Below are 26,221 nucleotides of genomic sequence, written 5' to 3'. Positions count from 1 at the left end.
GATGTTATCAATTGAACTCGACATGACCGCGTTACTCTTGCCAATCACCCCGGAAAACCCTAAGGGTAACTGCCTTGAATATGAACCGATCTATGACGACATCCGTCAAGCGCGGGAAAGTGACCCAGACTATTTATACGACGGCGAATGGACGGCTTCAGTGCCACGCCGTGCTGACTGGGAAAAGGTGCATAAGCTTTGTTCACTGGCTCTGGTGCGTGAGAGCAAAGATCTCCAACTGGGCTGCTGGTTGGTTGAAGCGCAGACCCATTTACAAGGCATTGAGGGTATTGCGGTCGGACTGCGTTTTCTTAGCGAGTTTATGACACGTTTCTGGTTGCACTGTTGGCCAGAACTCGATGAGGAGGGCGCATCCATCCGTTACGCAAAGCTCAGCAGGCTTGACCGCGACATTAGTCAGTTTCTGTATACCTTTCCGCTTCTGCAGCATGAGTCATCTTCGCTGGCACACTGGCGCAAAGTGCTGGCATTTGAACAAAAGGTGTCTTTCAAGCCACACTCGCAAGATGAGTTGATCATGGCGGAAGGGGATTTCACGCTCGCGAGCTTTGAACTGCAAAGTGGCTCATTTTCTGTGAGCAACCTCAGGCCGCAGACAGAGCGATTGACAGGGATACTTGGACAACTCAACGAATTGGATGAGTGCTATGTATCACTCACCCAAGAGGAAAACCATACCCTCTTTAGTCAAACCCGTCAGACCTTAATCGATATGCTGAATTTTCTGCATCGTATGATGCAACAGTACATGCCTGTCGGCAGCGATGTGAGCCACGTGGATGCTATAGCGCCGAGCGAAAGCCCGAGCATTGATGTCATTACCCAATATAGGTTGCCCACTGACAAGCAAGGAATGTCGCGGAATATTGCCATCAGCCAGATGTTGGATATTGCAAACTTCTTCCGACAAACCGAACCCTCAAGCCCTGTCCCCTTCCTGATGGAGCGTGCTGCCCGTTGGGCAAATATGACACTGACGGAATGGTTGGATGAAATGCTCACCGACAGTAACAGCCTGCGTGATATTAACTATGTATTAAAAGGACAAGAGAATTCATGACTGTCCTAACTTCTTTATTGATGGTTACTCTGGTTTTTTTCCTGAGCGCTTGTGCTGATCCGCGTTCAGGACCGACGGAGCCTCAAACGATAACGCAAGCTGCAGCACCTTTTTCGGCAGGAGCAATCACACTGAATGTGACAGCTGAACCTGGGCTTAATACCTGGAACTGGATGGCCAACAGTTGCACATTACTAGTGATCCAGGCTCAGAACGCAAGTTCACTCAACTCGTTGCTCTCAAACCCGACACAGCTTAAAAACCTATTTGGTGGTGCTGTTGCTATGGACGATCTGTTAAAGGTTGACCGCTATGTCGCGATGCCAGGCCAGCAGACGACGTTGCATATTGACCGCAGTGCGAATACCCGCCAAGTTGCGATCGTGGCGGGTTATTACCCCTTCCCCAGAAAACAACACACGGCATTGTTGGCAATTCCTATCACCGCAGCCCGTCAGGGATGGTGGATGCCAGCGAGAGAGCCAACGCTTGCACCGCTGACAATAGGCATCACGCTGGGTAGCCACAGTATCACCCGCCTCAACGGCGCTGAATATAGCCCTGCAGTTCTGACATCGGTGGCTGACCTGTACAAATTGAACCACGCTGCAGCTCTCACTGAGTCAGCAAAGTAACAGAGGTAACATGTATTCTGAAGAGCAACAGGTTTATTGGTATTCAGGGCTTTACCTTCAGCCTCAGCATTTCCAGTCTATCGATTTACACCACAGCCATATGCTGGCGCGGCAGCGACAGCTTTCTCAGCCATGGAACACAGGGATTGTCAGTGTGGATATCCACCATGAAACTCTGGCAGATTTTGTACTGAAAATCGATAATCTACGTGCCATTCTGCCCTCGGGGCATTACCTGGAATACCCAGGTAACTGCCGGGTTGAACCCTACTCGTTTCGTGATACCTGGAAGGTGCGTGAAAAACCTTTCATGCTATGGCTAGCTCTGCGCCGTTTTGATCCCACGCAAGCTAATGTAGCTAATGATATGGCCTCTCATGCCCACAGCCGTTGGATAATCAGTAATAACGATGAGGTGATGAAAGATGTTTATCACCACGGGCCTGACAGCAAGATATCGCGGCTTGTTTACCATGTTCGCATTCTCTGCGAAGATGAAAAAACTAATGCGGGGGATTGTGAGTTTCTACCTCTGTTGCGCTTATGCCAAGACAATGACCGCGTGATACTGGATCCTGCATTCAGTCCGCCGGTTGTCACGCTGGGTGGCTTCCCAACACTCAAAAGAATGCTTGAGGGACTGTTCGCGGAGTTGGCCAGCAGAGCACACCGGCTCGAGGAGTACAAACAGGCGGAAAGACGAAGTGCAGGGGGACGTTCGGACAATCTGGTGCCGTTGTTGGTGATGCATTCATTAAACCGGGTACTCCCCCTGTACAACCACTATTGTAAAACACCAGCCTTACATCCATGGCACATGTATGGTTTGTTGACGCAATTAGTCGGTGAGCTTTCTTCTTTTAATGATATCTGTTCTTTTACGGGGGAGCCGACATTGCTGCCTTATGATCACTCCCGCTTAATGGACTGTTTCAACAGTGCGAAGAAGACGTTGATCACCCAGTTGAACGGTTTGGTACTGGAAAATAATACTTACATTTCCTTACACCCCGATGTTCAAGGTATTTTTCATGCCGATATTACAGCGCTGCTTACCCGTCCTTCTCAGTCGGTGCTACTGCTGTTGAATTCAAACACGCAGGGAACCTCTTCTTCATGGATCACTGATACCTCGGCCTTCAAAATTGCTCCCCGCCATAATATCGGCGGATTGATCCAGCATGCGTTGCCAGGGATCACGGTCACTATGATGACTACGCCACCTCGTGGCGTTCCGAACCCAAAAAATGTGATTTATTTTCAGCTTAATCAGAATGAATTGCTGTGGAACAGCGTCGAGCAATATCAGAATATTGCCTTTTACTGGGCTGAGGCACCGGATGATTTGCAGGTACAACTCGTGTTTATGGCACCGTCATCATGAGAGTACTGGATTGTTATCTCCCCGTTTTCACCTTGGTTACACGGTTTGAACATCAGACAGAAGACTTCTCTGATTATGACGATTTCCATCAGCAATGCATCAGGGTACTCGAGCAGGCCGTACAAGATGCAGGGCAGTTGAAACTTTCGGGCAGAGAAAGGGATGACGCGCTGTTTGCTGTGGTGGTTTGGCTCGATGAACGTATTTTATGTTCTGCACACCCCGAAAGCTCACGTTGGCGTACCAGCTTAATGCAACTCCGATACTTCCAGACTACCGTCGGCGGCAATGAATTCTTCAACCGATTGAATAAATTGGAAGACGTGCACCAACAGGTAAGGAATGTCTATCTGTTTTGTCTGCAACGAGGTTTTCACGGGAAATATGGTACACAGGATGCAGACGAACTTGCTACCGTGATTGAACAGCAAAGACAACGTTGTCTGCCCAAAAGCTGGCAGGCATGGCCTAACAATGAAGCGATCACACCAATCACTATCCCCCAACGTCGATCCCCCCTATTGGAAAGACATCGCATGGCGTGGGCGTTACTGACTATTACGTTGTTTTATGGCTTCCTTTTACTCGTTCAGACCCTTTATTTTTTATAAGATCACATGTTTAAAAAATTATTTGCTTTCGCAGGCTGGCTGCTGCTTTTATGCTTGATCCTGCTATTTTGTTTCATTGCGGGAATAGCGTTCAATTGGAAAACCACGACGATTTTTATCGTCTGGCTCAGTGTTCTCTTGGTTGCATTGATCTCATGGTCGTCTCTACTGTGGGTATCGTTAGTGATTAAAGAGAAAAAAATTCACCGTTACTTCCAGGCGTTCCGCCTGACGCACAGAGAAAAGGTCCTGTTCAAAAACTGGCGGTCCGGTGCGAGGACGGTCAGGCTCCTTCAGCGTAAAAACCGGTCGATCCCTTGGTATATCATGATGGGCGATCGGTGTGGTAAATCGTCACTCTTGACAGGAGCCAGCCTGCCGATGCTTTCAAGTCGCATGGAGGATCATGGTGTGGCCCCCACACAGACTTTTCGGTGGTGGTTTTTCCAACGCGTCTGTTTTCTTGACCTTTCCAGTCGTTTTTTAAGCGGCAAGGGCGAACTTGACCGGAGCTGGCTCCAGTTGGTCCGCTGGATCTCCAGGTTTTCTCCGCCGGCAGGGGTGGTGATCGGTATTTCTATCAGCGACCTGATGAATAACGACGCTAACGCGTTACAGTTTAAAGCACGCCAAATCCGTATTCAACTTGAGCCGCTAATCAGCAGGTTCAAGTATCAGCTTCCACTCTATATCACGATCAACCAGTGCGATAAGTATCCCGCCTTCAGCCACTGGGCCGGGCTGCTTTCCAAGAGCCAGCAACAGCAGGCTCTCGGGTATTACTGGCCTTTGCCACCTGACATAGACAGTAAAGATCTCACTACCTTACACCCCTTGTTTACTGCACTGAAAGAAGGGCTTGATCTTGCCCGTATTAGTATGGGAGGTGCACAGATGACGGTAGATAATCCGTGTGCACTGCTTGAGTTCCCTGAAAATTTTGCTCAATTACAGGCTCCATTATGGGGATTTCTGACATCCCTCTGTGAGCCTGACGCCTACTTTACCCAGGCAACGCTCGCAGGAGTGTGGTTCACCATCAGCGAAGAGCAGACTCAGAATCAACGTCAGCGCCCGTCGTATTTCGTTCAGGAACTGATTACCCATCATTTCGCCGCTTTTAGCCTTTCTCGCGAAGTTGTCTGGCAGCAAAGTAAAATGCGCAGAATGGCATTCACCTGCCTGCTGCTGTCGGGATGGGCAGGCGCATTGTGCTACAGTGCGATTAAAAGTGCTGCGCTTATGCACCATGATAGCTCGTTACTCGCACCACCCACCCTGATGGAACTGCTGCTGCGCAATGAAAGCCGCCATGATTCACCGTTAATCTATTGGCCATTCTCTCTGGTGCTTAATGAGCAGCATCAACAGGTTGAACAACAATGGGTGACAAAAGTATCGCCCCGCCTGTCAAACATACCGCAAATGATGGCCCGTTATCATCAGACGTTCATGACAGCTTCAACTGTGACCCAGCGCCAGATGGCTTTGGAGCTGGCACAAACTATCATCACCTTGCAAAGTATGGCAGAGGGCGCAACGCTTGAGGAGTTAGGGAAAAGGAACACCACAATAAGTGAATTGCAGTTAGTCTCAGCGGATCACTCTTTATCGCAGCAGGAGAAATGGGCACTCCAGCGCTGGATGATACAGCAGCCTTCGGGTGCAGAACATATCGCCATGCTACGGCGCTTGCTGTCGACATTGCTCAGCCATGAACCCACCTTGAATTGGCTACTAGCACCGGAAACCTCGTTACCGGCTGTTCAGACCACAGATTTTTGGCCGCAACATATTCCAGCCGGGAACTGGACACCAGAAGATGGTGTACGCATCAAGCATACGCCACGCCTATTGGCGCCCGAAGCATCATTACCTGCTCTCCAGCTCAAGGATATTTGGCAACAAAATACTATGCTCTCGTCACTGTCCGGGGTCTGGACTCGTGAAGGCGACGTGCGTATCAGGCAGTGGGTAGCACTGCTCGATCGTGCGAGCCATTTAAAACAACCCGATCCCCTTTTACTGCGTTTTGTTGAAACGCTCCCGGCCAAGCGTCAGGATGCTTGGAGGCAACTGTTGTTAGGCGCCTCACAGACGTTGCAAAACATCAAACCCCACTCTCAATCTCAGAGTCAACTTATCGCCTTTAGCCAAGGGGGGAGTCCTGCCATGCGGTTTGCACAGCGTATTCGCGATGAATTGGCCGATATTCCGACAGAAGAGGCTCAGCCTTGGCTGAACGAGCTGCGTCGGTTGGGGAGGCTACAATCCATGTCATCTGCTGGAGAGTCTCTTCTGAGATTACAAGAGACGGATACAAGAATGAGAAATGCTTTGGCGAGGTGGTTTCATGGCGCGGAAAACTTTATGCCGGCTCCCCCTTTGAACGAGCAGATCCATGCTTGGGAGATGTGGCAGGGGGCGCTGAGTGCGGCGGCTCATAAGGCTCTTAGCGCCGCCCCGTTGAGCCCAGACCTCACCAACGGCCTGTTTACGCCTGAGTCTGAGTTTAAAAACAGCAATCCATTGATTACGCTCTTCACAAACTACGAAAGCTTACGCCAAATTTTGAATCCGCAACCTCAACAGCTTGGTATCGATGCGGTCTGGGCGCTGTATAAAAGCGATGCCAGCATGCTGCTTGCTCACGCTGTAGCCCGTTCCAGTTGTTGGTTAAATACTGCATGGCAAAGCAATGTTGTCTGGCCGATGCGAAAGAACGCCAGTTCGCAAGACTACGCTTCTCGACGCCTGTTTGCCTGGCAATATATTACCGACTTTATGCAAGGACCGGCAAAAGGAGTGTTCATTGTCACAGATAAAGGGCCTCAATTGGGTGAATTTAAGGGGCAAACACTGAGCGTTACGCCTGAATTCCTGAATTTGGTGCGTCATGTACTCAGCCCTGACGACATATTGAACCGTCAAGACCGCCAAAGCACGCATAATGATGATCGCTTGGCTGCGCTCACCGAAGAGGTTATGCAGCTCAAACAACAGCAAACCGCTTTAGAGAATGAAGTACATAGTATTGATATTGTGAGTGAACCTGTAACCGTACCAGAGGGAACCAGAGTGTTTCCAACAGGCACACGGCTAACTCTGTGGTGCAAAGAGGGGGCAACCAGGTTTGACAGCATGAACTTTGCTGAGCAGATGCAGTTTACCTGGCAGCCAGGTCAATGCAACAGGGTCGATCTAGATGTCCGATTCCCGGATTTTGGCGTGCAATATCGTTATGATGGTGCTAGTGCCTGGCCTGATTTTCTTGAACAATTTAAACAGGGGGAAGTCCTGTTTGCTACTCAGGATTTTGATAAAAACGCTCATATGCTGGCTGAACAGGGTATCAAACATGTGTTGGTCCGTTTCAAGCTTTCTGAGCAGCAACCCTTGCAGCAATCATGGAAACAGTGGCTGGAGATAGAACATTTGATTGACGAGCTGATGCAGCAAAAACAGAAAGTTAGCGAACAGGTTCAGAGACAAAAATCTGGGGATGCCTTCTTGGGCAAACTCTCCCTACTTCCAGATAATGCGGCAATTTGCCGATGACTTGTTTATAAGGGGGAATTAAGACCGTTAAATTTTAATGTGAACAATGAATGATTGCAGGCATCCAAGCTTGTTGCTTTGAAGAAGGACAGCATGTAGCAGCAGAATTTTGTTAACAATATGAATTCGCCGTTTGGTTACGTTGATACTGATTCCAAAAATTGTTTCTGTATCCGAGTGTAACGCTCATTCAATCAATGAGAAGCCTAGCTTACTAAAGCTACTTCAAGATGCGGACCGGTGGCAACTGAGCCCCTAATCTAAAACGGATCGTTCATTGAGGTGGGTCAATATGCATTATAAGGGAGAATAACCAATGATTTATCACAAATTGCTTGTAATCCTGCGCGTTGCCAACGTGGTGTGATGTTGCTTGCTTAAAGGCTTCTGAGTTAGTCTAGTAACCCGCCAGATCACAAATGAGCGTGATTTGGTCATTTTTACACATTTTTTTTACTTTAGTGTTACAAAGTAGAGTGCTAATGTATCTATTAGTAACGGAGCAGCTATCTAGTGTAACCTGGAGAGAAAATTAAGGAACCCCAAGTAATCAATCAGAGAATTCAATACTAGTAAAAACTTCTAAAGGATGGCGAGAAGCTTTCCTGCTCTGGGCTTATTTTAATCTTAAACTTGGTTAACAATTCATTATTAAGTAAAGACACTTAGCGAGAGGTTCGTCACGTGAGATTTACACAGCCTAGTTTGTTTTATACGACTTTATTATCACTGTTTGCGGTGTCCAATGGGGCAAGTGCTGCCAGCCAGACTTATTCTGTCACCTTGAGTAGTTCCCGCGTGATATATAATGAAAGTCAAAGTGGTGGCACAACGCTCACCGTCAAAAATGAACATGAATTCCCGGTGCTGATACAACCATCGGTAGTCACAGAAGACAAACAGAAATCGGCCCCATTTATTATCACTCCGCCATTGTTCCGGCTCAATGGTAAGCAGGATAATACGCTGCGAATTGTCTATACCGGTAAGGCTCAGGCTGTAGAGCGTGAACATTTATATTGGTTATGTGTCAAAGCTGTTCCACCTGTTGCAGATGAGGAAAATAGCGGTACTGCCAATAATAGTACTGTAAGTTCCAATATTCAGATTTCGGTCAATAATTGTATTAAATTGTTGTATCGACCTAAGGCTTTAGGAGGGCAGACCCAAGATAACCTGGCAAAAGGGCTTAATTGGGAATGGCGAGAAGGGAAGTTACAGCTTAAAAACACCTCACCTTACTATATCAATTTATCATCGATTAAAATTGATGGGGTTATTGTGCCTGATTTGAGCTATGTCGCCCCTTTTGCATCAGCGCAATTTTCTGTACCAAAGGGAGCAAAAGTGGGAGGCAAAGTCACATGGCAGTCGATAAATGATTTCGGTGGCCAAAGCACTCCAGTACAGGCTTTGGTGCCTTAACCGGAAACGACAACAGAGAAAATGAGTAGAGGGATTGCCTTAAGAGCATGGATGACTCATCAGGAATAACCAAGCCAGCCCCTGCAGCTTAAATAGGGGGCTGATAACTCAGGAGAAAAGGTAAATGCTGAATAGGAATGAAATAATGAAAAAATACAGAGAAAAGAGCCCTGGTAGAACTCCTAAACCAAGCATCAATGGTCATAAAAACACCCGATGGTTTATTCAGCCTAAATACCTGCTGGGTTGGTCGCCCACGGGGCCGCCTTAACTGGTGATCGCGTGTACTCATTACCATTCTTTCTACAGGTTTTAAATCCGGCCCACCATTGCCGTGGTGAGCCGGGGGAGAGTCAGTAGCTAAATGGTTACCTCTGGCAAAGTCAAATTTATCGATAAATTCTATTTGCCATAACTATTCTTTTATCAGTATATCAAAGGAACGCTAATGTTGAAATCTAAAGTTGCATTACTTATTGCTGGTCTTTCGTTTTCTATTGCTTCAATGGCTAATACACAGATTGGCACGAATAGCAACCTGTCAATCCAAGTACCCATTGCTTCTCCTTCGACGCTGCAAACTGTCTTTGAAGCAACTGATGGTTTGCTCGCAGGGTCCGTTGCCAGTGGCACTCTTTTAGGTAACATTCAGTTACTGACCACCGGTGCAGGCAATATTAATTCGGTGACCATCAAGCCGAGCAATGCCGCTTCAAACTTCACGTTAAGTGGTGCAACATCGGGTACAAACTTGCCTATTACTATCGGTGCCGCTTCTGAAATCAATTCGGTCATTAAGGATGGCAGCACTTCAGCAACGCTTGTAACTCCGGCACAAGAACAGAGTCTCTCTGTTTATGCTGCTGGCACACCAGTTGCAGATGTGTTTAGTGGCAACTTTACCGTTTCGGTATATAGCAACTAATCCGTGATTGAAAAATAATCGAAGGGTGGGTTGCGATCGCAATCCACCCTTGAGGTAAAGAATATGAGAAAAAGTAACGCTTTGTTGCTTGCGATGCTGATGTTTCCACTATCCAGTATTGCCGCTCCTATTGGCGGAGCAGTTCCTTTAAATATAAAGGTCCCTGTCGCAGTGGCATCTTACGCCATTGTTCAATATGTTCCTGGTACTGTGCACTCTGGTACAGCACTGTCGATTGGGGATGTGTTAGGTCAGGTGCAAGTCTCTACCAGTGCGAGTACACCTATACAGAAGATTACCATTACGCAGGCAGGTAATCACAGTAACTATTATCTGCAAAACCCAGCAAGTCCAACCAAGAAGTTGCTTTTCACAATAGGAACTACGCCGACGCTCAACCGCCCACTTACCGGCGTAGTGACCTCGGCGAATGTGACTTCTGCTGTGAGCGATTTAACTCTGCCATTGAAAGTCGCTTCAGCTATGAATGCTACCGCCGGAATATATAGCGGGTCATTCGTTGTTTCTATCTATGGTGAGTAACTCACTGCTTCGGTTTATGGTGCACTAGTGCATCGACCAATAAGCATTGGGATAATTACATTCCATGACATCAGGGAATTCAATCTACACCAACTCATATTCTGTCACCTTGAAATGTTACCCCTGATTATTTTATTGAGGGAGAGAATAAAAACGGAGTCAACGCCTGGAGTATTCATCACGTGATTGAGGCCGGGTGATGGATAGCATCTCGAAAAGATAGTGGTACCAAATGTCCATAATATTGCGTATGGGTTTTCCTTATGGTTTGGAGGAAGCGTGAGTGAATACTGGTTAGGGCAATCCTACACCCGATCCTGCCTTACTCTATTAGTGTTACTCACCGGTATTTATAGTGGGCCTACGCTGTCAGAAAAAACCTACCGTTTTGATCCTGCTTTGATTGGTAATCATCAAACTGATAGTGTAGATATTGCGTTATTCAGCGAGGATGGTGCTCAGTTACCCGGTTCCTATCGGGTTGATATCTTTCTTAATCGCAAACGAGTGGACTCACGTGAAATCGTATTTGCAGCTAAGGATGACAAGAAAGAATTATCCCCCTGCCTGAGCAGGGAGGTGCTGCTTAAATATGGCGTACTGGTTGACGAATACCCAGAAATAATGACAGAAAAAAGCGAGGCTTCTTCGTGTGCGGATCTCCAAGCCATCGAAGGTGCTATTGTCCAGTTTGACTTTGCCCGTCAGCAATTGCAACTCAGTATCCCACAAGTGGCATTACGTAAAACGACGGTGGGACTGGTTCCTAAAGAGCTGTGGGATGAAGGGATCACTGCTTTGCGGATGAACTACATGCTCTCTGGGCGTCGTATGATGCCGCGAGAAGGGCAGCAAAGCACCAATCACTACGCCAACCTTCAGCCGGTGCTTAATATAGGGGGCTGGCGTGTGCATAACTTTACCACCTGGCAGCAGAGCAGCAATCAGCCGGGAGCATGGCAAGTCGGCCAAACCAATGCCAAAAAGGGGCTATATAATTTTGATAGCCAAGTGACATTGGGGGAGTTTTATACCTCGCCGAATTTGTTTGACAGCGTTCCCATTTTAGGAGGGCAGATTATGTCGGATGACGCCATGCGGCCTTACAGTGAGCGCGGGTATGCGCCGGTTATCCGTGGCATAGCGCGCACTAACGCGCGTGTTCAAGTCGAGCAGAACGGGACCATCATCTATACCGGTTCGGTATCGCCAGGGGCTTTTGCCTTGAATGACCTGACCCCAGTGAACAATGGTGGGGTTTTGAATGTCACCGTGTATGAAGAGGACGGTAGTGTACAAAACATGGTAGTGCCTTTTGCTTCACTACCGATATTTCTACGCCAGAATACGTTGCAATATGCGATCAGTGCAGGGCGCTACAAGCCTATACCTACTAATGATGCCGAAACGCCAGAGTTCGGACAAGTGACCGCGATTTATGGTTTGCCATGGAATGTAACCGCTTATGGGGGAGTACAAAGTAGTCGGGATTATCTGGCAACAACGGTTGGGGTAGGATCCCTGTTGTGGCATTTGGGAGCCTTATCTGTAGATGTGACCGAGTCCCGGGTCACTTGGCTTGATGGGCAGCGCGAGCGAGGAAAATATTGGCGATTACGCTACAGTCACTCATTGGTAGCCACGGGAACCACGTTTTCACTCAGTAGGCAGCAGTATGATTCTATGGGTTTTTGGACATTACCAGAAGCCCTGAGCCGCAGGGAGGCTGAGGGCGGCGTCGTGCAGGAACGGCAGCGTGATCAACTCAGTATTCAGGCCAGTCAGCAGTTGGCTGGCTTGGGGAGTGTCTCGCTTACCTGGCTCAAAGAAGGCTATTGGCAATCTGAGCTGAACAGGGAGTCGCTTGGGCTGTATTATGGTTCCTCGTGGCAAGATATATCCTGGGGCGTCAGCGGTACCTTGAATCGTTATCCGAACGGCAGTATGAAAGATAAAACCGAACGGTTATTCAGCCTGAATATTGGTATTTCGTTATCGCGTTGGTTGAGTAATACCTCGCTCAATTACAGTCTGAATAATTCATCACGCGGCTCTGCCAACCATTATATGAGCCTTAGCGGTTTAACCCTCGATCGACAACTGAACTGGGGTATACAACAAAGTATTAGCGAAAATAGCCAACAAAGTAACAGCAGCAGTGTCAATCTGCGCTACCGGGGAGGATATGGTGAGGTGAGTGGCCGTTATGGATACAGCGCCAATAACCGAAGTCTGGATTATGGCATGGCGGGGAGTGTGTTGGTACATGAGGCCGGGGTGACGCTGGCACAAAGGCTGGGGACGACTGTAGCTTTGGTCGAAGCGCCAGGCGCAGCTGGGGTTGCGGCTCAATCTAGAGCCGGAGTGAAGACTGACTTTCGCGGATACACCGTTTTTCCTTCCTTGCAGCCATACAGTGAAAACCGGATCTCACTGGATCCGACGACGGTGTCTGACGATGCGGCGTTGGAGTCGTTCGATATGCGGGTGGTGCCAACTGAAGGTGCTGTGGTACGGGCGAAATTCGCTACCCGAAGCGGTGCTCGTGCGTTACTGACTTTAAAGCGGCTAAATGGCAAAGCGATCCCTTTGGGGGCGATAGCTAGCCTGGACTCGGATAAGACAGAGGGAAATGCCGGCATGGTTGGAGCTGAAGGACAGGTGTATCTCACCGGCATCCCAGAACAAGGTAGCCTGCAGGTACAGTGGGGGAAAAGTGATCATCAGCGTTGTTTGGTGGATTATGAGTTGCCAAAGGAGAAGAACCCGGCGGGAATGTATGAGATGCAAGGTGTCTGCAAGTAGAAAAAGAAGAAAACCAAGTCGTAATGGTTTTCTCCACAGGACTGATGGGAGAATGAATGGATTGTTCAGGTATAAATAATTAACATTAAAAATGTTATTTTCAGCTCAAAGCATAAATAAGAAAGATACTAAAATTACCCAGAATAAAAAAGAAAGAAAAAGGCATATGCCATTCCATATCTTGAGAGGTGTTTCATAAGATGCTCTGTCATTTTTAGCCCTTCACTTTTCTTGAGTATAAGTAATAAATTAGAGAAGTAAAATAAGATTGAATGTTCTTTTTTGTGCATTTTGCGGCATTGACATTTCGACTGATGCGGGCTTTAATTGTGTAAACGTTAATGAATTCAATGTACAAAAAAAAGGTGAGGAAATGAAAAAATTAAAAATATCAGGACTGTTTGTTGGTGCGTTATTATCCAGCCAAGCAGCTTTTGCGGTTGATGGTACAATACAGATCACCGGTACGGTAGTAGCAAGTACTTGCCAATTACTTTTAAATAATGTTGGTATGTCCAACACAGGTTCAGCATCATTAATTTTTGACCCGATTGGTAGTGAATCTTTCTCAGCTGCAGGAGCGTTAGCGGGAGATACAAAAACGTTGGCATTTTCAGTGATTAACTGCGGCCCTACGGTACCTAAGAACCTTAAGGTAGATTATCTATCTATAGGTGGTGGTGCTGCCCCTGATGGTACTACTACTGTGCCAAATACATCAACGGCAACACCAGTAACAAATGCCAACATTGCTGTTTTAAATGGAACCACAATCGTTAAGTCCGGTGACTCATTGCCATTTACTCCTAATTCCCCCGTTATGTTATCTGCCCAGTATACCGCTACGGCTATGCCTATTGTTGCGGGTAACTATGCAGGAACAATTCAGTTGACAATGACCTATTAAAACATAAATATGCGAACACATATTTTTTCATTTTTCTTGAGCCTTTTTTTTATGGTTTCATCGCTTTTGCCAAGTACGGCTGAAGCAACAGTGATTATTAATGGTTCACGGGTGATTATGGATGGTAATAAAAATGAGGTGGCAGTTACCTTCCATAACCCTGACGATACAGCTTATTTAGTGCAATCATGGGTTGAAAAGACTCCTGGTGATGGCCAGAAAACGCCTTTCTTTGTAACGCCGCCGTTATCACGAATCGATCCCGGTAAGATAAATACATTGCGTATTATTCTCACTGAAACGTCGTTGCCTGATAACCGGGAATCACTGTTCTGGTTGAATATTAAGGCGATTCCATCGCTACCCTCTTCTGGAGAGAAGGCACCAGATCAACTGGTATTTATAGTGAAAAACGTCCTTAAAGTAATATATCGACCTGCATCACTCTGGGGGGAGGGAACTGAAAATAACCCTGAAAAATTAGAATGGATTTATAAAAATAAATTTGTAGAGATTAAAAACCCCACGCCTTTTGTCGTGACTTTTAATAATATTACTTTTGATGGTGTAACGGTGGGGGATATTAATTATATTTTGCCGTTTTCGTCTTCCAAAATAAAACTTAAGAAAAACAAAAAACCTAGCAAGGTTTCTTTTACGGTTGTGAATGATTATGGTGGCGAAAGTATTACTTACACTCATAAAATAATTTAAAACCCTCAGGCTGTGTAGCGTGCTAGATAATGAAAAGATTAATCTGTAGCGTTTCTCTAGTGCTTTATTTTGTTCCTGTCTGTCATGCTGGTTATTCGTTTAAACCTTCAATGTTGGATAATGTTTATAATGCAGCTAATGTTGATCTTTCTTTATTTAGTGACAACGTTCTCTTGCCTGGTGAGTATAAGGTGGATTTGTACGTTAATGGGAAATACTTAGGCAGAGAAACATTTTTATTTATTTTGAATGAAAAGAATCTCATCCCGTGCATAACCAAGCAGCACCTTAATCGTTTTGGTGTTAAAGAAAAAGAGATTGATACTGCAAAAATGCTGAATCAATCCTGCGTTGATATTCGTTCTCTACAGGGCGCAGGGGCAATGTTTGATCAGAACAGGTTACAACTTTCGGTATCTCTTCCTCAGAAATATCTTTCTCGCACCGGCAGAGATGTTTCACCTGCGTCTTACAATCAGGGAGTCAACGCCCTGCTGTTAAATTACAACATCAGTGGGGTAGAAAATATTTCTCATCAGTTGAACAATGCCGGAGGGAATACTTTATTTGCCAATCTCCGTCCCGGTATTAATGCAGGTCCCTGGCGGCTGCGAAACTACACGACATGGCGTCAGGATGATAAGGGTGACGAATGGAATACGGTCTATAACTATGTTCAGCGCGACATTATACCACTTAAATCACGACTGCTGTTTGGGGATGGGGTGTCAGGATCAGACGTTTTTGATGGTATTTCGTTTCGAGGCGTGCAGATGACCTCTGATGAGGGGATGCAGCCAGCAGGGTTGCAAGGGTATGCCCCCGTTGTGCGCGGAATAGCACGAAGCAATGCCGAAGTCGTGATCCGTCAAAACGGTTTTATTATTTATCAGGACGTCGTCCCGCCAGGTGCTTTCGAGATCACCGATCTTCATTCAACAGGATCCGGTGGTGATCTTAATGTCACCGTTAAAGAAAGTGATGGTAGTGAACAGCATTTCATTGTCCCCTTTGCGTCATTACCGGTGCTGATGCGTGAAGGCATGTTTAAATATAACCTGACCTCTGGGCGATACCGTTCATATGATTCTGCTGCTGAGAAGTTCTATTTTAACGAAGTGTCAGGTAGTTATGGCGTACCAGGTGGGCTGACGGTTTATGGTGGCATTCAGACAGCTTCTCCTTACACGGCAATATCAGCAGGGGTGGGCAGCAATCTGGGGCTGGCTGGAGCAGTTTCGGCAGATGTGACCATGGCAAAATCAAAAACAGGCGGTGGCGACACGGTAAACGGCCAGTCGTTGCGGATAAGATACAGTAAAAGCCTTCCCGAGACAGGGACAGCGTTTTCAGCGGCCGGCTATCGCTACTCAAGCAGTGACTACTATACACTGTCAGAACTGTTTGATACTTATATGAATGATAGAGCGTGGCCCAGCATGCAGAAACGCCGCAGCCGCGCAGACCTGACGCTGAGTCAGCAGTTATGGAAAGGTGCTGGCTCCTTGAGCCTGAGTATGGTGAATGAGGACTATTGGAATAGTCATGATGTGTATCGCGGTTTTCAGTTCGCCTATTACAACGGCTTTAAAACGGCTAACTTCTCTCTTAATTACAGCCGCACATTAAATCAGTACGGCGTTGTAGATGACTCATTCTCGCTTAACGTCTTTCTGCCGCTGGCAATTACTGCGGGATCTGTCGGTTATAATATGATCCGTAAAGATAGAACGTTGACTCAGAGCATTGCTTTGAATGGTACAGCGTTGGAAGAAAAGAACCTTAGTTGGAGCATACAGCACGATCTGCGTCGCGCCTATACGACCAGCGCAAATTACGATGGCCCTTATGCCATGATGAACCTGGGCTTTTCGGATGATGACTATCAAAGACGTGTAAATTACTCTATGTCCGGCGGGGTTGTGGCTCATGCGGGGGGAATAACCGCAGGCAAGACATTGGGAGAAACGGTAGCACTGGTTGATACTAATGGTGTCAGTGGTATCAGAGTGAATAACTTTACGGCAATTAAAACGGATTTACTGGGCTATGCGATTGTTCCCTACGTAACACCTTACCGTGAGAACAATATCTACCTTGATGTTCTTTCCGCTGGTCAACATGATGTTACAGACTCGGTACAACAGGTGATCCCTGCGCGTGCCGCGGTTGTTAAGGCACGTTACAAAGTGCAAGGAGGAAAGCGGGCACTCTTCACCCTTTCCACTATCAATGGGGTGGTGCCATTTGGGGCACAGGTTACTCGGGTAGCGGAAGAGATGGCGATCAGCGACACGGTTGGAGAGCAGGGGCAGGTATATCTGGCCGGTTTAGCTGAGGCAGGCAAGCTGCAAGTGAAGTGGGGGGCTAAGGTGAAGAAGGTTTGCTATGTGGATTATTTACTCTCTGAAGCACAGCTCAAGGCTGGTATTTATTTTCTGTCATCAGAATGCCGCAGTTAGTATCTGGGCATGGTGACAGGGATAAGGTTCTCTCCCTTTAGGGCTATTTCACTGATTGTGCCAATAATGCCTACTTGGATAGGCGCTGATTCTCAAATTATAAGGGGATACGGTGATTTCATTTTTCAGATTACTTTCTTTTTTCTCTCTGCTGGTAATGTCAGGTTTTTCTTATGCCATACAGTGTTCTTGGAATGGTGGGAGCTATAATACCATTCCAAATAGGTACACATTTAATCTGTCGGTAAATGTTAATAGCCCGCAATCCTATAATACAGGGGGTAACAATTTATTAAATCTATCAAGTTTTAATAATGTTATTTCCTGTAAGGCAAGCTCGGGAAACGATGCTTTGAGTCTTGTTGGCGTGGGTAGCATGGTAGGTAGTGTTTGCTCTGGGAATCCAGCAAACTGTGGCATCAGTGGGTGGGTAATTGGCAGTAGTGGTTCTCCGGTAACGGTAACCGGGGGGCTAGGTATGAATGTACCTGTTTATACGTATAATACTAGTGCACAAGGAATTCCGTTAAACTTTGGCCTCTATATGACGCAAGGGAAATTATTAAATATTGTCTCAGGACAGTCGCTTGGCCAATTTAATTTTGGGGTATCTAACTCCGGAGGTGGGATATCAACTTTTACTATTAATGCGATAGCAGGAAATTCGGTAAGTTTAAATCTGAATACATGTTCTGTACCCACGTTAACTACCGTGACACTACCTACGACAGGGATAAGCCTGAATGCCGGTGCGTTTGGTACGCCGGTGCAGGTTAATCTCCCTATTGATTGTTCTAATGTCATAGGCACACTTGCACTTAAATTATCGTGGGCAGGAGGGAGCAATATTATACCTAATACAGCTAGTGCCAGTCCGGCAGGAGGCGTGGGGATAATATTAACTACAAATACAAATACTCAATTAACCAATGGCCAGACATTTTCTCTGAAAAACACCAGTTCGAATAATATATCTTTTAATGCGAGATATTACTCTGCTGGCGCTCAGGCTACCAGTGGTGCTGTTCAGGGGACGGTGAATATTGATATTGTTTATAGATAATATTTACCATTAATAATAAATGTATACCCTTCATATTTCAAACTGCTTGGGTGCTGGCTACGAACCGTCGCCCCAGTCACATAATGGACTATGCTCCTGGGGTCTCCACTGCTTGCCGCCTACAGGTAACTCAAATTATTTTGGATATAGATGCTCCCATTTATTAAATGTAGATGTTTAAAAAACAACATTTCTTACGTTGATGCCGGCTAAATGAGAGCATCCAATCTACTTATGGTCACTAATTTTCAAAAATATATAGAGCAAGCTGGTATCTCTACTTAGTGAGTTATTACATTGTTAAACTCATTAATGAGGATGATTAACTTTCCATTTAGTTCACTATCACTTAATGACTGTCTTTCCTGATCGAAGTTTTGATGAAAGCTCGGAATGGCCAGGGAACCTACAAGCTCAGCGCCAAAAAAGGGTGCTGAGCGGGAAGCGATTTCTAATACACTAGCTCCACCACGTGTGCCAGGTGATGTCGAAAGAAAAACAACCGGCTTTTGCTGGAATACCTTGGTTTCAATGCGAGAACACCAATCAAATAAATTCTTATATGCTGCACTATATGAACCATTATGTTCTGCAAAAGAAATCATTACCCCGGTTGAGGATTTTATTTTGTCAATAAATGCTCTGGCGATTGCCGGTTGGCCCAACTCTCTCTCAATATCCTCGCTAAATAGAGGTAAAGCGAAATCGTTCAGATCCACAATCTCAACGTCTTGCTCAAGAAAAGTTGCTGCATAAATCACAAGTTTTCTATTGATAGACTTGGAACTAGTGCTGGCAGCAAAAGCAAGTATAGTCATTTGTAATGCCCTTAATTAAAAAAGATTTCAATTATCACCTTTTAATATAGGTGTCCTTAAACACATTATATTTAATATAATATGTTGGCTGTGCTGAATTAATCAGCCCATTCTGAGTGTCGGCCTGCGGATCTACATAGTTAGCTATCTTCCTAACGACTTTCTGTATGTATGTTATGTAGCCTGAATTATTTTACACATAGATAATTTTTTCACTGCGCTTAATGTGATTTTAAGCAGGATCTTAACTGACAATAAAGACAACGCGTTATTTTATATCAGCGGCTGCACACAGAATATGCCACTTGCTCAACCGCTGGAGTGCTTCGTCAAGCACCTCTTCGGACTGTACCAACGCAATACGTACTTGGCCTGAACCTCCAGGCCCGAAGCCACTACCGGGAGCGACCAGCACACCAGTGGCATTTAGTAAGGCCTCTACAAATTCCATGTCATTTCCTACGAAACCAGGTGGTAATGGAGCCCAAAGAAAGAAAGTGCTTTGCGACGGTGGTATCTGCCAACCTAGTGATGCTGCAGTATCTACAAATCTACGCATACGTGATGCATAGATGGCGCTGTTACGTGCAGCGATATTTTCCAATTCATCAAGCATCTCTGCCGCTACGCATTGCAGTGGCAAGAAGGTGCCAAAGTCGATGTTAAATTTGGCTGTACGGATTTTTTCTATCAATTTTGGTGCCCCGGCGGCGAAACCGATGCGCCAACCCGCAAGGCCACAGGATTTACTCAGGCTATGAAGCTCCAGCACGCGCGACAGCGCTCCTGAAGCCGGTAATGCCGCACCACTGAGTAAGCTGTTAGGTGTTTGATCGAATCTAATCTCCGCATAGGCTCGATCGATGACAACCCAAAGTCCATGGCGCTCAGCGAAATCCAAGACGCTTTTCAGTTTGCTCGATGATAATTCCACTCCAGTGGGATTGTTCGGCGAACAGATCACTATCACACGTGCATCCTGTAACTGCTCTGAACGAATCGACTCCAGCGCTGGTTGGCCTAATTCGTCGCAGGTAAATAATTCCACGTGTGCGCCTATCAGGCGGGCACAACTTTGATAGACGGTATATGACGGCTCTGGCATAAGCACCGTCTCTCCTGGCTTTAAACAGGCAAGCAGGCTGTAAAATATCCCTTCTTTTGAACCGAGAAGATTGACTACATTGCGGTCTGGATCGAGTAAAACTGGTGCATCAGTTGGTAAAAACCTACGCTGGTAGTAGGCTGTGAAGCGCTCGCGCAAATAGCGGCATATATCGTAACGGAACTCGCCATAGCCGTGCAGATCGTTACGGCTGACAAAGTGTTGCAGGCGCTCGCGCCATTGTAATTCCGGTGCAATGTCGGGGTTGCCAATCGACAGGTCCAATAGTGGAACTCCGACGAAGTCAGATGCATTCTGTTTCGAACGGTAGCCTTCTACCATGGCTTTGAGTAGGGTGAAAGCGTCGGGGGGCATAGTATTGTTCAAGGGAGGCATGGTTACTGTTCTCATATCAGCGGATCGGTTTTTCGAACGATGTTCTGGCAACGTTGCGAGGCTGTGCGCGTAAACGAGTCTGGAAGTCATGGAATTGCGCGGCAATCAATGCCACGGTTTCGTCCCATACTTGATCACTATGTTGTTGCATCGGATAAAGAAGAAAGCCGCAGATAATAGTTTTAGGATCATTGTTAACGGGATAACCCGGTACGATACTAAAGTGCGGTAGGTCGTAACCCGCATTGACACGATCCCAGCATTCCTGCATAAAAAGCATTGCAAGATCTTGGTAGGAAGAAGCCAAAGCGATTAGCTCTGAATCAAATGGAGCCTCAAAAACTACTTCCCATCCTAGGCTCGAATGGTTAAGTACACGGAACAGACCGTGGCGTTCGAGAGCATCTGCCAGTGAGTTACGAGCCTCGTGCAGACTGGCAAGATAAGTGGCGTAGCCATGACGGCCAAGCTGATTAAGATTGACCCATGCTGCCAGAATACCTTGGTTTGGCCGCGAATTTTCAAAGGTGTAGCGGTAGGCTCGAAACTGACCATAATGAAAATCTTTGTTGCTATAGTGATAGTTTCCGTCGCCGAGCTCGTCCATGAAGCGGTGGTCTCGGGCCACAAAGAAGCTACTCGCGTAGGGACACAGGCCATTCTTGTGGAAATCCACACCGAGTGAATCAAAATTACTTAGACTGTGCATACGTTGTAGCACTTCGGTAATACGTGCTCTGGTTCGTATATCAGGAACTAATTTACACAATTGCTCATGATTGGCATCAAGGAGGCTCAGATATAGCCAGCCAATTACACTGTCCAGATGCAGATAGGGACGTTCCTGCAAATTATGTTTTCGTGCGAACGCCTCGACGATTTCGTGTACTTCACGAGTGTCTTCACAGTTGAAGTTGATTGTGGTTCCACCAGAACACACGATCGCTGCGACCCTGCGCCCGTTAGCATGCTGCTCGTGAAGTAGGTGTTGTAAGGCATGGCCGCACATGCGTCCATTAGCGTTACTGGGGATACGCAGGCAGTTGTTTGAACCTAGCCCGAGTAGGCTGGCAGCATGCTCTACACAGTAATGTGCTCCTTCACTGCATAGAATAATCAGGTCATGTGGCAAACCACTAAGTAGCGATTCTGGCGCAATACGACTCAGTGCTGACTTAATTGCGTACATAATAGTGAATTTACCACCGTTGCAGGCTATTCCCATAGCCTGTGTCCAGCCAGCCCAGCGTCCTATACGCCGCGCTATTTGTTGTTCGATCAATAATGCTTCGCCACAAAATGCGTCCATCAGGCTGTTTGTATTGTAGGCTGTAGCGAGCCAAGCAGCTGCGGTAGCTTCCACACTGGGGGCTGGAAGCATGTTAAATAAAGCGTGTTTTGACTGCGGGCGGATAGCACCTCGAAAGTAGCGTGCTACTTCGTTAAGTAATTTGGCGTCGTCAAGAGGGACCTCATTTTCTTCATGCGCGAGTACATCAAAATAAGAGAAGGGTCGTGCGGGGTACTTTGGACCAAGATTGATGAGTGCATTGGGGGCAAAATTTAGTTCGGGTAGCATTATTTGGTCTGAACGAGCAAATTGCTGCACATGCAGGTCTAATTTCCGTGTATAGTCAATCAGAGACTGCAAGCGCTTTGGTTCATCTGGTGTAGACTGCTGGCTTAGATTTTTTAGCATATTCAGAGTAATTTCATTTTTTATTATGGAGTTAATGTGTTTCTGTCGCATTAAGGTTTCTTCGGTAACAAGGCAATTAAAATAGAGTTAGAATAATTAGGTGAATACATGTGCGCTGAAATCTGATTTACTTAATACGCTTTTCCAGGCTAAATTTATTTTGACATACTTAATTTTCATGGTTCCTGAAGTTGCCGCAATCGTAATAATCTATGAGTTTTCCGGTGTCTTTAACACTGATTAAAAATCTCTCTAGGTTTAGAAGGTCATGTAATACTGATGGGTCATTTGTGGAGTTAATTAACTTTCCGCATGTTTTTATCTGGTAATGTATACCGAAGGAATGATGAAGCAATGCATTCTCAACCATTCTAAGCCTTCTTATTTCAATCAAAAGCTCATCAATCTCGTTATATCTCATGGTTTTCATATTCCTTAAAAGAGTGCGTATCATTAGAATTTTTTTGGCAGTTTATTCAAACTTAATAGTTTTCCTCTTTTAGTCTTTATATACCCACCTCTTTCTAGCTCTCTAATAACTTTAGATATCGAGCTTCTGGATATTTTATTCCTTTCTTTTATATAACCGAATATAGAAATATTGTATTTTTCATTTCCCTCAAGAGAGTTAATGTCCTCTAGACATTTTTTTATGCAATCGTAAACTGAACTACATATAACGCTTTCATCTCTAATTTGGTATATGTCAATTAATTTTGCACAAATATTTGTCATAACTTCCGGTGGAACGTTTTGGTAAAAAAGATCGAAATCAACAGTTTTTAATACACTTTCAGATAGTGGCTTTATATACAAGTTTGTTTTGTTAAAGATAGCCTCATGAATACCAAAAACAAAAGGGGCTTCTATCTCACTGATGATTATGTCATCAGTCATTCTTTTCAAAAGGACGCTACCGCTTAAGAGCAGTATTGCACTTTTCTTTCCATCTCTAATATAATGAGTGGGTATTTTACCCTGGATTATATGGAGCTCATTCACTAAGAGTTTTTGGAAAACCATCGCCAAGTTTTTTGATAACATTTTCCAAGCCTGCCCGCAATTTGTACTCAAAAAAATGTAAATCTATTATCACCTACAAAAATCAATCAGTCAAGGATGATTGATTGATTTTTTGCTGCTGTAAAACTGCAAGCATTGGTTGAAAAGCTCTACTAAGGGTCATGTTGTTTTTATTTAAGGTTATGAAAACAAAGAGTTATAGTTTGAAATCCTAATTTTAATAGCTGATTATTGGAAGGGGTATTGTATTTGCAACGCAATTTCAGGATGTAAGCGATGCTGGGAATTTTAATCGGACAATCTCATTTCAGGCTTCAGTTCGTACGTAGGTTTGCTGGCGTTACCGGTTGCGTTGATTGTATTTAATTCATTGTTTTTATTGTATTAAAAGTGCTTTTTTTGATGTTCATTGAAGAATGAGAAGTGGTTATGATTTGCAAAAGTATGTTGACATTCAGTATTATTATAGTTTATAATCAGTCTTGATTGATTGATTGATTGATTTAGGGTTTTGAATAGTGGTGCTTTACTACTCAGCCTGATTTGATTTCATTATTTATATTATAATTGAATATTCACGCGATTGAGGCTTGTTTATTTTTTTGGGAATATAAATCTATATAGTGGACACATGGGTGAAATATCCTGCTGTTGTGAGAGGGAGTAAAAGTGATACTAATTATTTATGCGCATCCTTACCCTCGGTATTCTCGAGCCAATGAGAATCTTCTAGAGGCTGTCAAAGATATTGATGATGTGGAAATTCGTAGTTTATATGACATTTATCCAGACTTCAATATTGATATCAAAGCTGAGCAGCATGCTTTGGCGTCAGCCGATATTATCGTATTACAACATCCTATGCAGTGGTATAGTTTACCACCGCTGCTTAAGCTTTGGATCGATAAAGTATTAGAGTACGGTTGGGCTTATGGCCATGGTGGCAACGCACTGTTAAATAAGTGGTTGCTTTGGGCTGTCACTAGTGGTGGTGCTCGAGAGCATTTCGCCATCGGCGAATATCCACATTTTGATGCGTTGGCACAACCGCTTCAGGCTACGGCTATTTATTGCGGCATGAAATGGCTTCCACCTTTTTCAGTACATAATACATATTGTTCTGATGATAATGCCCTTGCTAAGAATAGCGAAGCCTACAGGAATTTATTGTTGAATTACCAGTCATCTTATACTGGGGATGCTCATCGGGAAGAAAATTATGGATAATCACACGATGATGACCGAGGGCTTGATCTACTTGGGGGCTGCGGTACTTTTTGTGCCTATTGCGGTTCGTTTCGGATTAGGTTCTGTTTTGGGCTATCTGATAGCAGGATGTATTATTGGCCCATGGGGGTTCGGGTTTGTTTCGCATGCTGAGTCCATCCTTACCTTCGCCGAAATTGGCGTTGTGCTTATGCTGTTTATTATCGGTCTGGAATTAGACCCACAGCGTTTATGGAAATTACGAGCATCCGTTTTTGGTGGTGGTAGCCTGCAGATGCTTTGCTGTGGTGCTTCACTTAGTGTTTTCTGTTATTTGCTTGGTCTTGACTGGAATGTTGCGCTTCTGATCGGTCTTACCTTAGGCCTGTCTTCTACAGCTATTGCGATGCAAGCAATGGGGGAACGTAATTTGACACCTTTGCCGGTTGGTCGTAGTGCTTTTTCGGTACTTTTATTCCAGGATATCGCAGCTATTCCACTGGTTGCCATGATCCCTCTTTTGGTGAGTAGTCCTGGGGAAACAACGCTGAGTGCTTTTATTTTGTCTGCGGCAAAGGTGGTCGGGGCTCTGACTCTTGCATTGTTACTTGGGCGTTATGTCACTCGTCCGTTGCTGCGATTTGTCGCACGTTCAGGTATGCGTGAGGTTTTCAGCGCCGTCGCACTGTTTTTGGTTTTCGGTTTTGGCATTCTTCTGGAAATGTCCGGCTTGTCGATGGCAATGGGAGCATTCCTGGCTGGTGTGCTGTTGGCTAGCTCAGAATATCGCCATGCACTTGAAAGTGATATCCAGCCGTTCAAAGGTCTTTTGTTGGGGCTTTTCTTTATCGGTGTCGGGATGTCGATCGATTTTGGGATTTTGTTTCAAGATCCTTCATTGATCGCTTTGTTGCTTATTGGCTTTATGCTGTTGAAAGCGATGATGCTTTTGCTGATATCGCCTGTGCTTAAGGTGGCTAAGCGTCAGCGCGGACTCTTTACCATTTTACTGGGACAGGGGAGTGAATTTGCGTTTGTGATATTTGGTACAGCGCAATTGGCGGGGGTATTATCTCTAGAATGGGGAAAATCATTGACTCTCGTGATTGCTCTATCTATGGTTATCACTCCACTATTATTAATTCTATATACACGGCTAGAGAGTCGCGTCAAAAAAGACGATCGACCTGATGATGTGATCGATGAAGAAAATGCCAGTGTGATTATTGCAGGATTTGGCCGCTTTGGTCAGATCGCGGGGCGTTTTTTGTTAGCTAATGGTGTACGTGCAATCATACTGGATCACGATCCTGACCACATTGAAACCTTGCGTAAGTTTGATATTAAAGTCTTTTATGGTGACACAACACGTCTTGAACTGTTAGAAGCAGCAGGTGCTGTACAAGCCAAAATATTGATCAATGCGATTGATGATGTCGGTGCGAACTTACAATTGACAGAGTTGGTTAAAGATAATTACCCACATATGAAAGTTATCGCTCGGGCACGTGATGCTGACCATTGGTATCAGTTACGCAAGTTGGGGGTAGAAAATCCAGAGCGTGAAACTTTTGAAAGTTCGATGCTTCTTGGTAGAAAAGCGCTAGAGCTCATGGGCCTAGATCCTTATGAAGCCCGAGAGAGGGCAGATATATTCCGTCGTTATAATCTTAAAATGTTAGAAGAAACACTTGATAACTATGAAGATAATGAACTGCGAATAACAACGTTTAAAAGAACAAAGGACTTACTTTCTGCAGCGCTAGAACAGGATCACGCTGGCCTCGTCAGCGCACAACGAACTGGTTGGAAAGGAACGGTAGAAAGTAAGTCATCATAGTCTGACTCTTTAGTATTTAGT

At 45.4% G+C, this 26,221-nt stretch carries 20 protein-coding genes; 15 read left to right on the top strand and 5 right to left on the bottom strand.

The annotated features are described in order from the left end of the window. Position 1: 1 nt before the first annotated feature. The 13 genes from tssA to KGP16_RS22115 all read left to right on the top strand — a co-directional run bounded on the left by tssA (position 2) and on the right by KGP16_RS22115 (position 18,113). Complete coding sequence (tssA, locus tag KGP16_RS22175) at positions 2 to 1,081, top strand: type VI secretion system protein TssA (RefSeq protein ID WP_223498378.1); 1,080 nt, start codon at positions 2 to 4, stop codon at positions 1,079 to 1,081. After that, positions 1,078 to 1,716 (top strand): type VI secretion lipoprotein TssJ, encoded by a 639-nt coding sequence (locus tag KGP16_RS22170; protein ID WP_223498377.1) that lies wholly within the window; start codon positions 1,078 to 1,080, stop codon positions 1,714 to 1,716. The genes tssA and KGP16_RS22170 overlap by 4 nt, the downstream gene beginning before the upstream one ends. 10 nt (positions 1,717 to 1,726) lie before the next feature. Then, complete coding sequence (gene tssK / locus KGP16_RS22165) at positions 1,727 to 3,100, top strand: type VI secretion system baseplate subunit TssK (RefSeq protein WP_223498376.1); 1,374 nt, start codon at positions 1,727 to 1,729, stop codon at positions 3,098 to 3,100. Then, a complete protein-coding gene (locus KGP16_RS22160; RefSeq protein WP_024530838.1) occupies positions 3,097 to 3,711 on the top strand; it encodes a DotU family type IV/VI secretion system protein in 615 nt (204 codons plus the stop codon). The genes tssK and KGP16_RS22160 overlap by 4 nt, the downstream gene beginning before the upstream one ends. Positions 3,712 to 3,717: 6 nt before the next feature. Then, positions 3,718 to 7,269, top strand: coding sequence for a type VI secretion protein IcmF/TssM N-terminal domain-containing protein (locus KGP16_RS22155; RefSeq protein WP_051372440.1), 3,552 nt, complete (start codon positions 3,718 to 3,720; stop codon positions 7,267 to 7,269). Positions 7,270 to 7,953: 684 nt separating this feature from the next. Next, on the top strand, positions 7,954 to 8,694 hold the full coding sequence (locus KGP16_RS22150; RefSeq protein WP_029711893.1) for a molecular chaperone: 741 nt from the start codon (positions 7,954 to 7,956) through the stop codon (positions 8,692 to 8,694). Positions 8,695 to 9,142: 448 nt separating this feature from the next. Then, positions 9,143 to 9,619 (top strand): hypothetical protein, encoded by a 477-nt coding sequence (locus KGP16_RS22145; RefSeq protein ID WP_024530842.1) that lies wholly within the window; start codon positions 9,143 to 9,145, stop codon positions 9,617 to 9,619. 63 nt (positions 9,620 to 9,682) lie between these two features. Then, positions 9,683 to 10,162 (top strand): hypothetical protein, encoded by a 480-nt coding sequence (locus tag KGP16_RS22140; RefSeq protein ID WP_024530843.1) that lies wholly within the window; start codon positions 9,683 to 9,685, stop codon positions 10,160 to 10,162. A gap of 279 nt (positions 10,163 to 10,441) precedes the next feature. Further along, a complete protein-coding gene (locus tag KGP16_RS22135) occupies positions 10,442 to 12,967 on the top strand; it encodes a fimbria/pilus outer membrane usher protein (RefSeq protein ID WP_029711895.1) in 2,526 nt (841 codons plus the stop codon). Positions 12,968 to 13,340: 373 nt separating this feature from the next. Continuing rightward, entirely contained in the window at positions 13,341 to 13,874 is a 534-nt protein-coding gene (locus KGP16_RS22130; RefSeq protein ID WP_152529983.1) for a fimbrial protein, read from the top strand. 51 nt (positions 13,875 to 13,925) lie between these two features. Then, complete coding sequence (locus KGP16_RS22125; RefSeq protein WP_223500350.1) at positions 13,926 to 14,588, top strand: molecular chaperone; 663 nt, start codon at positions 13,926 to 13,928, stop codon at positions 14,586 to 14,588. A gap of 29 nt (positions 14,589 to 14,617) precedes the next feature. Next, complete coding sequence (locus KGP16_RS22120) at positions 14,618 to 17,050, top strand: fimbria/pilus outer membrane usher protein (RefSeq protein ID WP_029711898.1); 2,433 nt, start codon at positions 14,618 to 14,620, stop codon at positions 17,048 to 17,050. Between the two features lie 112 nt (positions 17,051 to 17,162). After that, positions 17,163 to 18,113 carry a fimbrial protein gene (locus tag KGP16_RS22115; protein WP_080673407.1) on the top strand — a complete coding sequence of 317 codons (951 nt, stop codon included), beginning with the start codon at positions 17,163 to 17,165 and terminating at the stop codon, positions 18,111 to 18,113. A 281-nt stretch (positions 18,114 to 18,394) separates the two neighbouring features. On the opposite strand, the gene KGP16_RS22110 is transcribed toward KGP16_RS22115, so the two are convergent. The 5 genes from KGP16_RS22110 to KGP16_RS22090 all read right to left on the bottom strand — a co-directional run bounded on the left by KGP16_RS22110 (position 18,395) and on the right by KGP16_RS22090 (position 23,175). Continuing rightward, a complete protein-coding gene (locus KGP16_RS22110) occupies positions 18,395 to 18,931 on the bottom strand; it encodes an NADPH-dependent FMN reductase (RefSeq protein WP_024530846.1) in 537 nt (178 codons plus the stop codon). A 268-nt stretch (positions 18,932 to 19,199) separates the two neighbouring features. Further along, positions 19,200 to 20,447: a pyridoxal phosphate-dependent aminotransferase gene (locus KGP16_RS22105; protein ID WP_223500349.1), complete on the bottom strand. Its 1,248-nt coding sequence runs from the start codon at positions 20,445 to 20,447 to the stop codon at positions 19,200 to 19,202. A 1-nt stretch (position 20,448) separates the two neighbouring features. Further along, entirely contained in the window at positions 20,449 to 22,182 is a 1,734-nt protein-coding gene (locus KGP16_RS22100) for a pyridoxal-dependent decarboxylase (RefSeq protein ID WP_223500348.1), read from the bottom strand. Between the two features lie 118 nt (positions 22,183 to 22,300). Then, positions 22,301 to 22,552 (bottom strand): hypothetical protein, encoded by a 252-nt coding sequence (locus KGP16_RS22095; RefSeq protein WP_024530851.1) that lies wholly within the window; start codon positions 22,550 to 22,552, stop codon positions 22,301 to 22,303. A gap of 32 nt (positions 22,553 to 22,584) precedes the next feature. Continuing rightward, the gene (locus KGP16_RS22090) at positions 22,585 to 23,175 is read right to left on the bottom strand and encodes a helix-turn-helix domain-containing protein (RefSeq protein ID WP_024530852.1); all 591 of its coding nucleotides are present in this window, start codon (positions 23,173 to 23,175) and stop codon (positions 22,585 to 22,587) included. 648 nt (positions 23,176 to 23,823) lie between these two features. Here KGP16_RS22090 and kefF point away from each other — a divergent pair. Together kefF and kefC are read left to right on the top strand one after the other, a co-directional pair. Continuing rightward, on the top strand, positions 23,824 to 24,381 hold the full coding sequence (gene kefF / locus KGP16_RS22085) for a glutathione-regulated potassium-efflux system oxidoreductase KefF (protein ID WP_024530853.1): 558 nt from the start codon (positions 23,824 to 23,826) through the stop codon (positions 24,379 to 24,381). Further along, positions 24,374 to 26,200, top strand: coding sequence for a glutathione-regulated potassium-efflux system protein KefC (gene kefC, locus KGP16_RS22080; RefSeq protein WP_029711900.1), 1,827 nt, complete (start codon positions 24,374 to 24,376; stop codon positions 26,198 to 26,200). Before kefF ends, kefC begins: the two co-directional genes overlap by 8 nt. Positions 26,201 to 26,221: the final 21 nt, after the last annotated feature.

Origin of the sequence: Serratia sp. JSRIV006 (assembly GCF_019968685.1) — a bacterium.
GTDB lineage: Bacteria > Pseudomonadota > Gammaproteobacteria > Enterobacterales > Enterobacteriaceae > Chania > Chania fonticola_B.
This window is presented reverse-complemented; position numbering and strand designations above follow the sequence as displayed.

Bases quoted from the DNA above. Each gene is read 5' to 3' on its own strand.
- tssA (WP_223498378.1), top strand. From the start codon at position 2: ATGTTATCAATTGAACTCGACATGACCGCGTTACTCTTGCCAATCACC.
- KGP16_RS22170 (WP_223498377.1), top strand. From the start codon at position 1,078: ATGACTGTCCTAACTTCTTTATTGATGGTTACTCTGGTTTTTTTCCTG.
- tssK (WP_223498376.1), top strand. From the start codon at position 1,727: ATGTATTCTGAAGAGCAACAGGTTTATTGGTATTCAGGGCTTTACCTT.
- KGP16_RS22160 (WP_024530838.1), top strand. From the start codon at position 3,097: ATGAGAGTACTGGATTGTTATCTCCCCGTTTTCACCTTGGTTACACGG.
- KGP16_RS22155 (WP_051372440.1), top strand. From the start codon at position 3,718: ATGTTTAAAAAATTATTTGCTTTCGCAGGCTGGCTGCTGCTTTTATGC.
- KGP16_RS22145 (WP_024530842.1), top strand. From the start codon at position 9,143: ATGTTGAAATCTAAAGTTGCATTACTTATTGCTGGTCTTTCGTTTTCT.
- KGP16_RS22140 (WP_024530843.1), top strand. From the start codon at position 9,683: ATGAGAAAAAGTAACGCTTTGTTGCTTGCGATGCTGATGTTTCCACTA.
- KGP16_RS22130 (WP_152529983.1), top strand. From the start codon at position 13,341: ATGAAAAAATTAAAAATATCAGGACTGTTTGTTGGTGCGTTATTATCC.
- KGP16_RS22125 (WP_223500350.1), top strand. From the start codon at position 13,926: ATGGTTTCATCGCTTTTGCCAAGTACGGCTGAAGCAACAGTGATTATT.
- KGP16_RS22120 (WP_029711898.1), top strand. From the start codon at position 14,618: ATGAAAAGATTAATCTGTAGCGTTTCTCTAGTGCTTTATTTTGTTCCT.
- KGP16_RS22110 (WP_024530846.1), bottom strand. From the start codon at position 18,931: ATGACTATACTTGCTTTTGCTGCCAGCACTAGTTCCAAGTCTATCAAT.
- KGP16_RS22105 (WP_223500349.1), bottom strand. From the start codon at position 20,447: ATGAGAACAGTAACCATGCCTCCCTTGAACAATACTATGCCCCCCGAC.
- KGP16_RS22100 (WP_223500348.1), bottom strand. From the start codon at position 22,182: ATGCGACAGAAACACATTAACTCCATAATAAAAAATGAAATTACTCTG.
- KGP16_RS22095 (WP_024530851.1), bottom strand. From the start codon at position 22,552: ATGAGATATAACGAGATTGATGAGCTTTTGATTGAAATAAGAAGGCTT.
- KGP16_RS22090 (WP_024530852.1), bottom strand. From the start codon at position 23,175: ATGTTATCAAAAAACTTGGCGATGGTTTTCCAAAAACTCTTAGTGAAT.
- kefC (WP_029711900.1), top strand. From the start codon at position 24,374: ATGGATAATCACACGATGATGACCGAGGGCTTGATCTACTTGGGGGCT.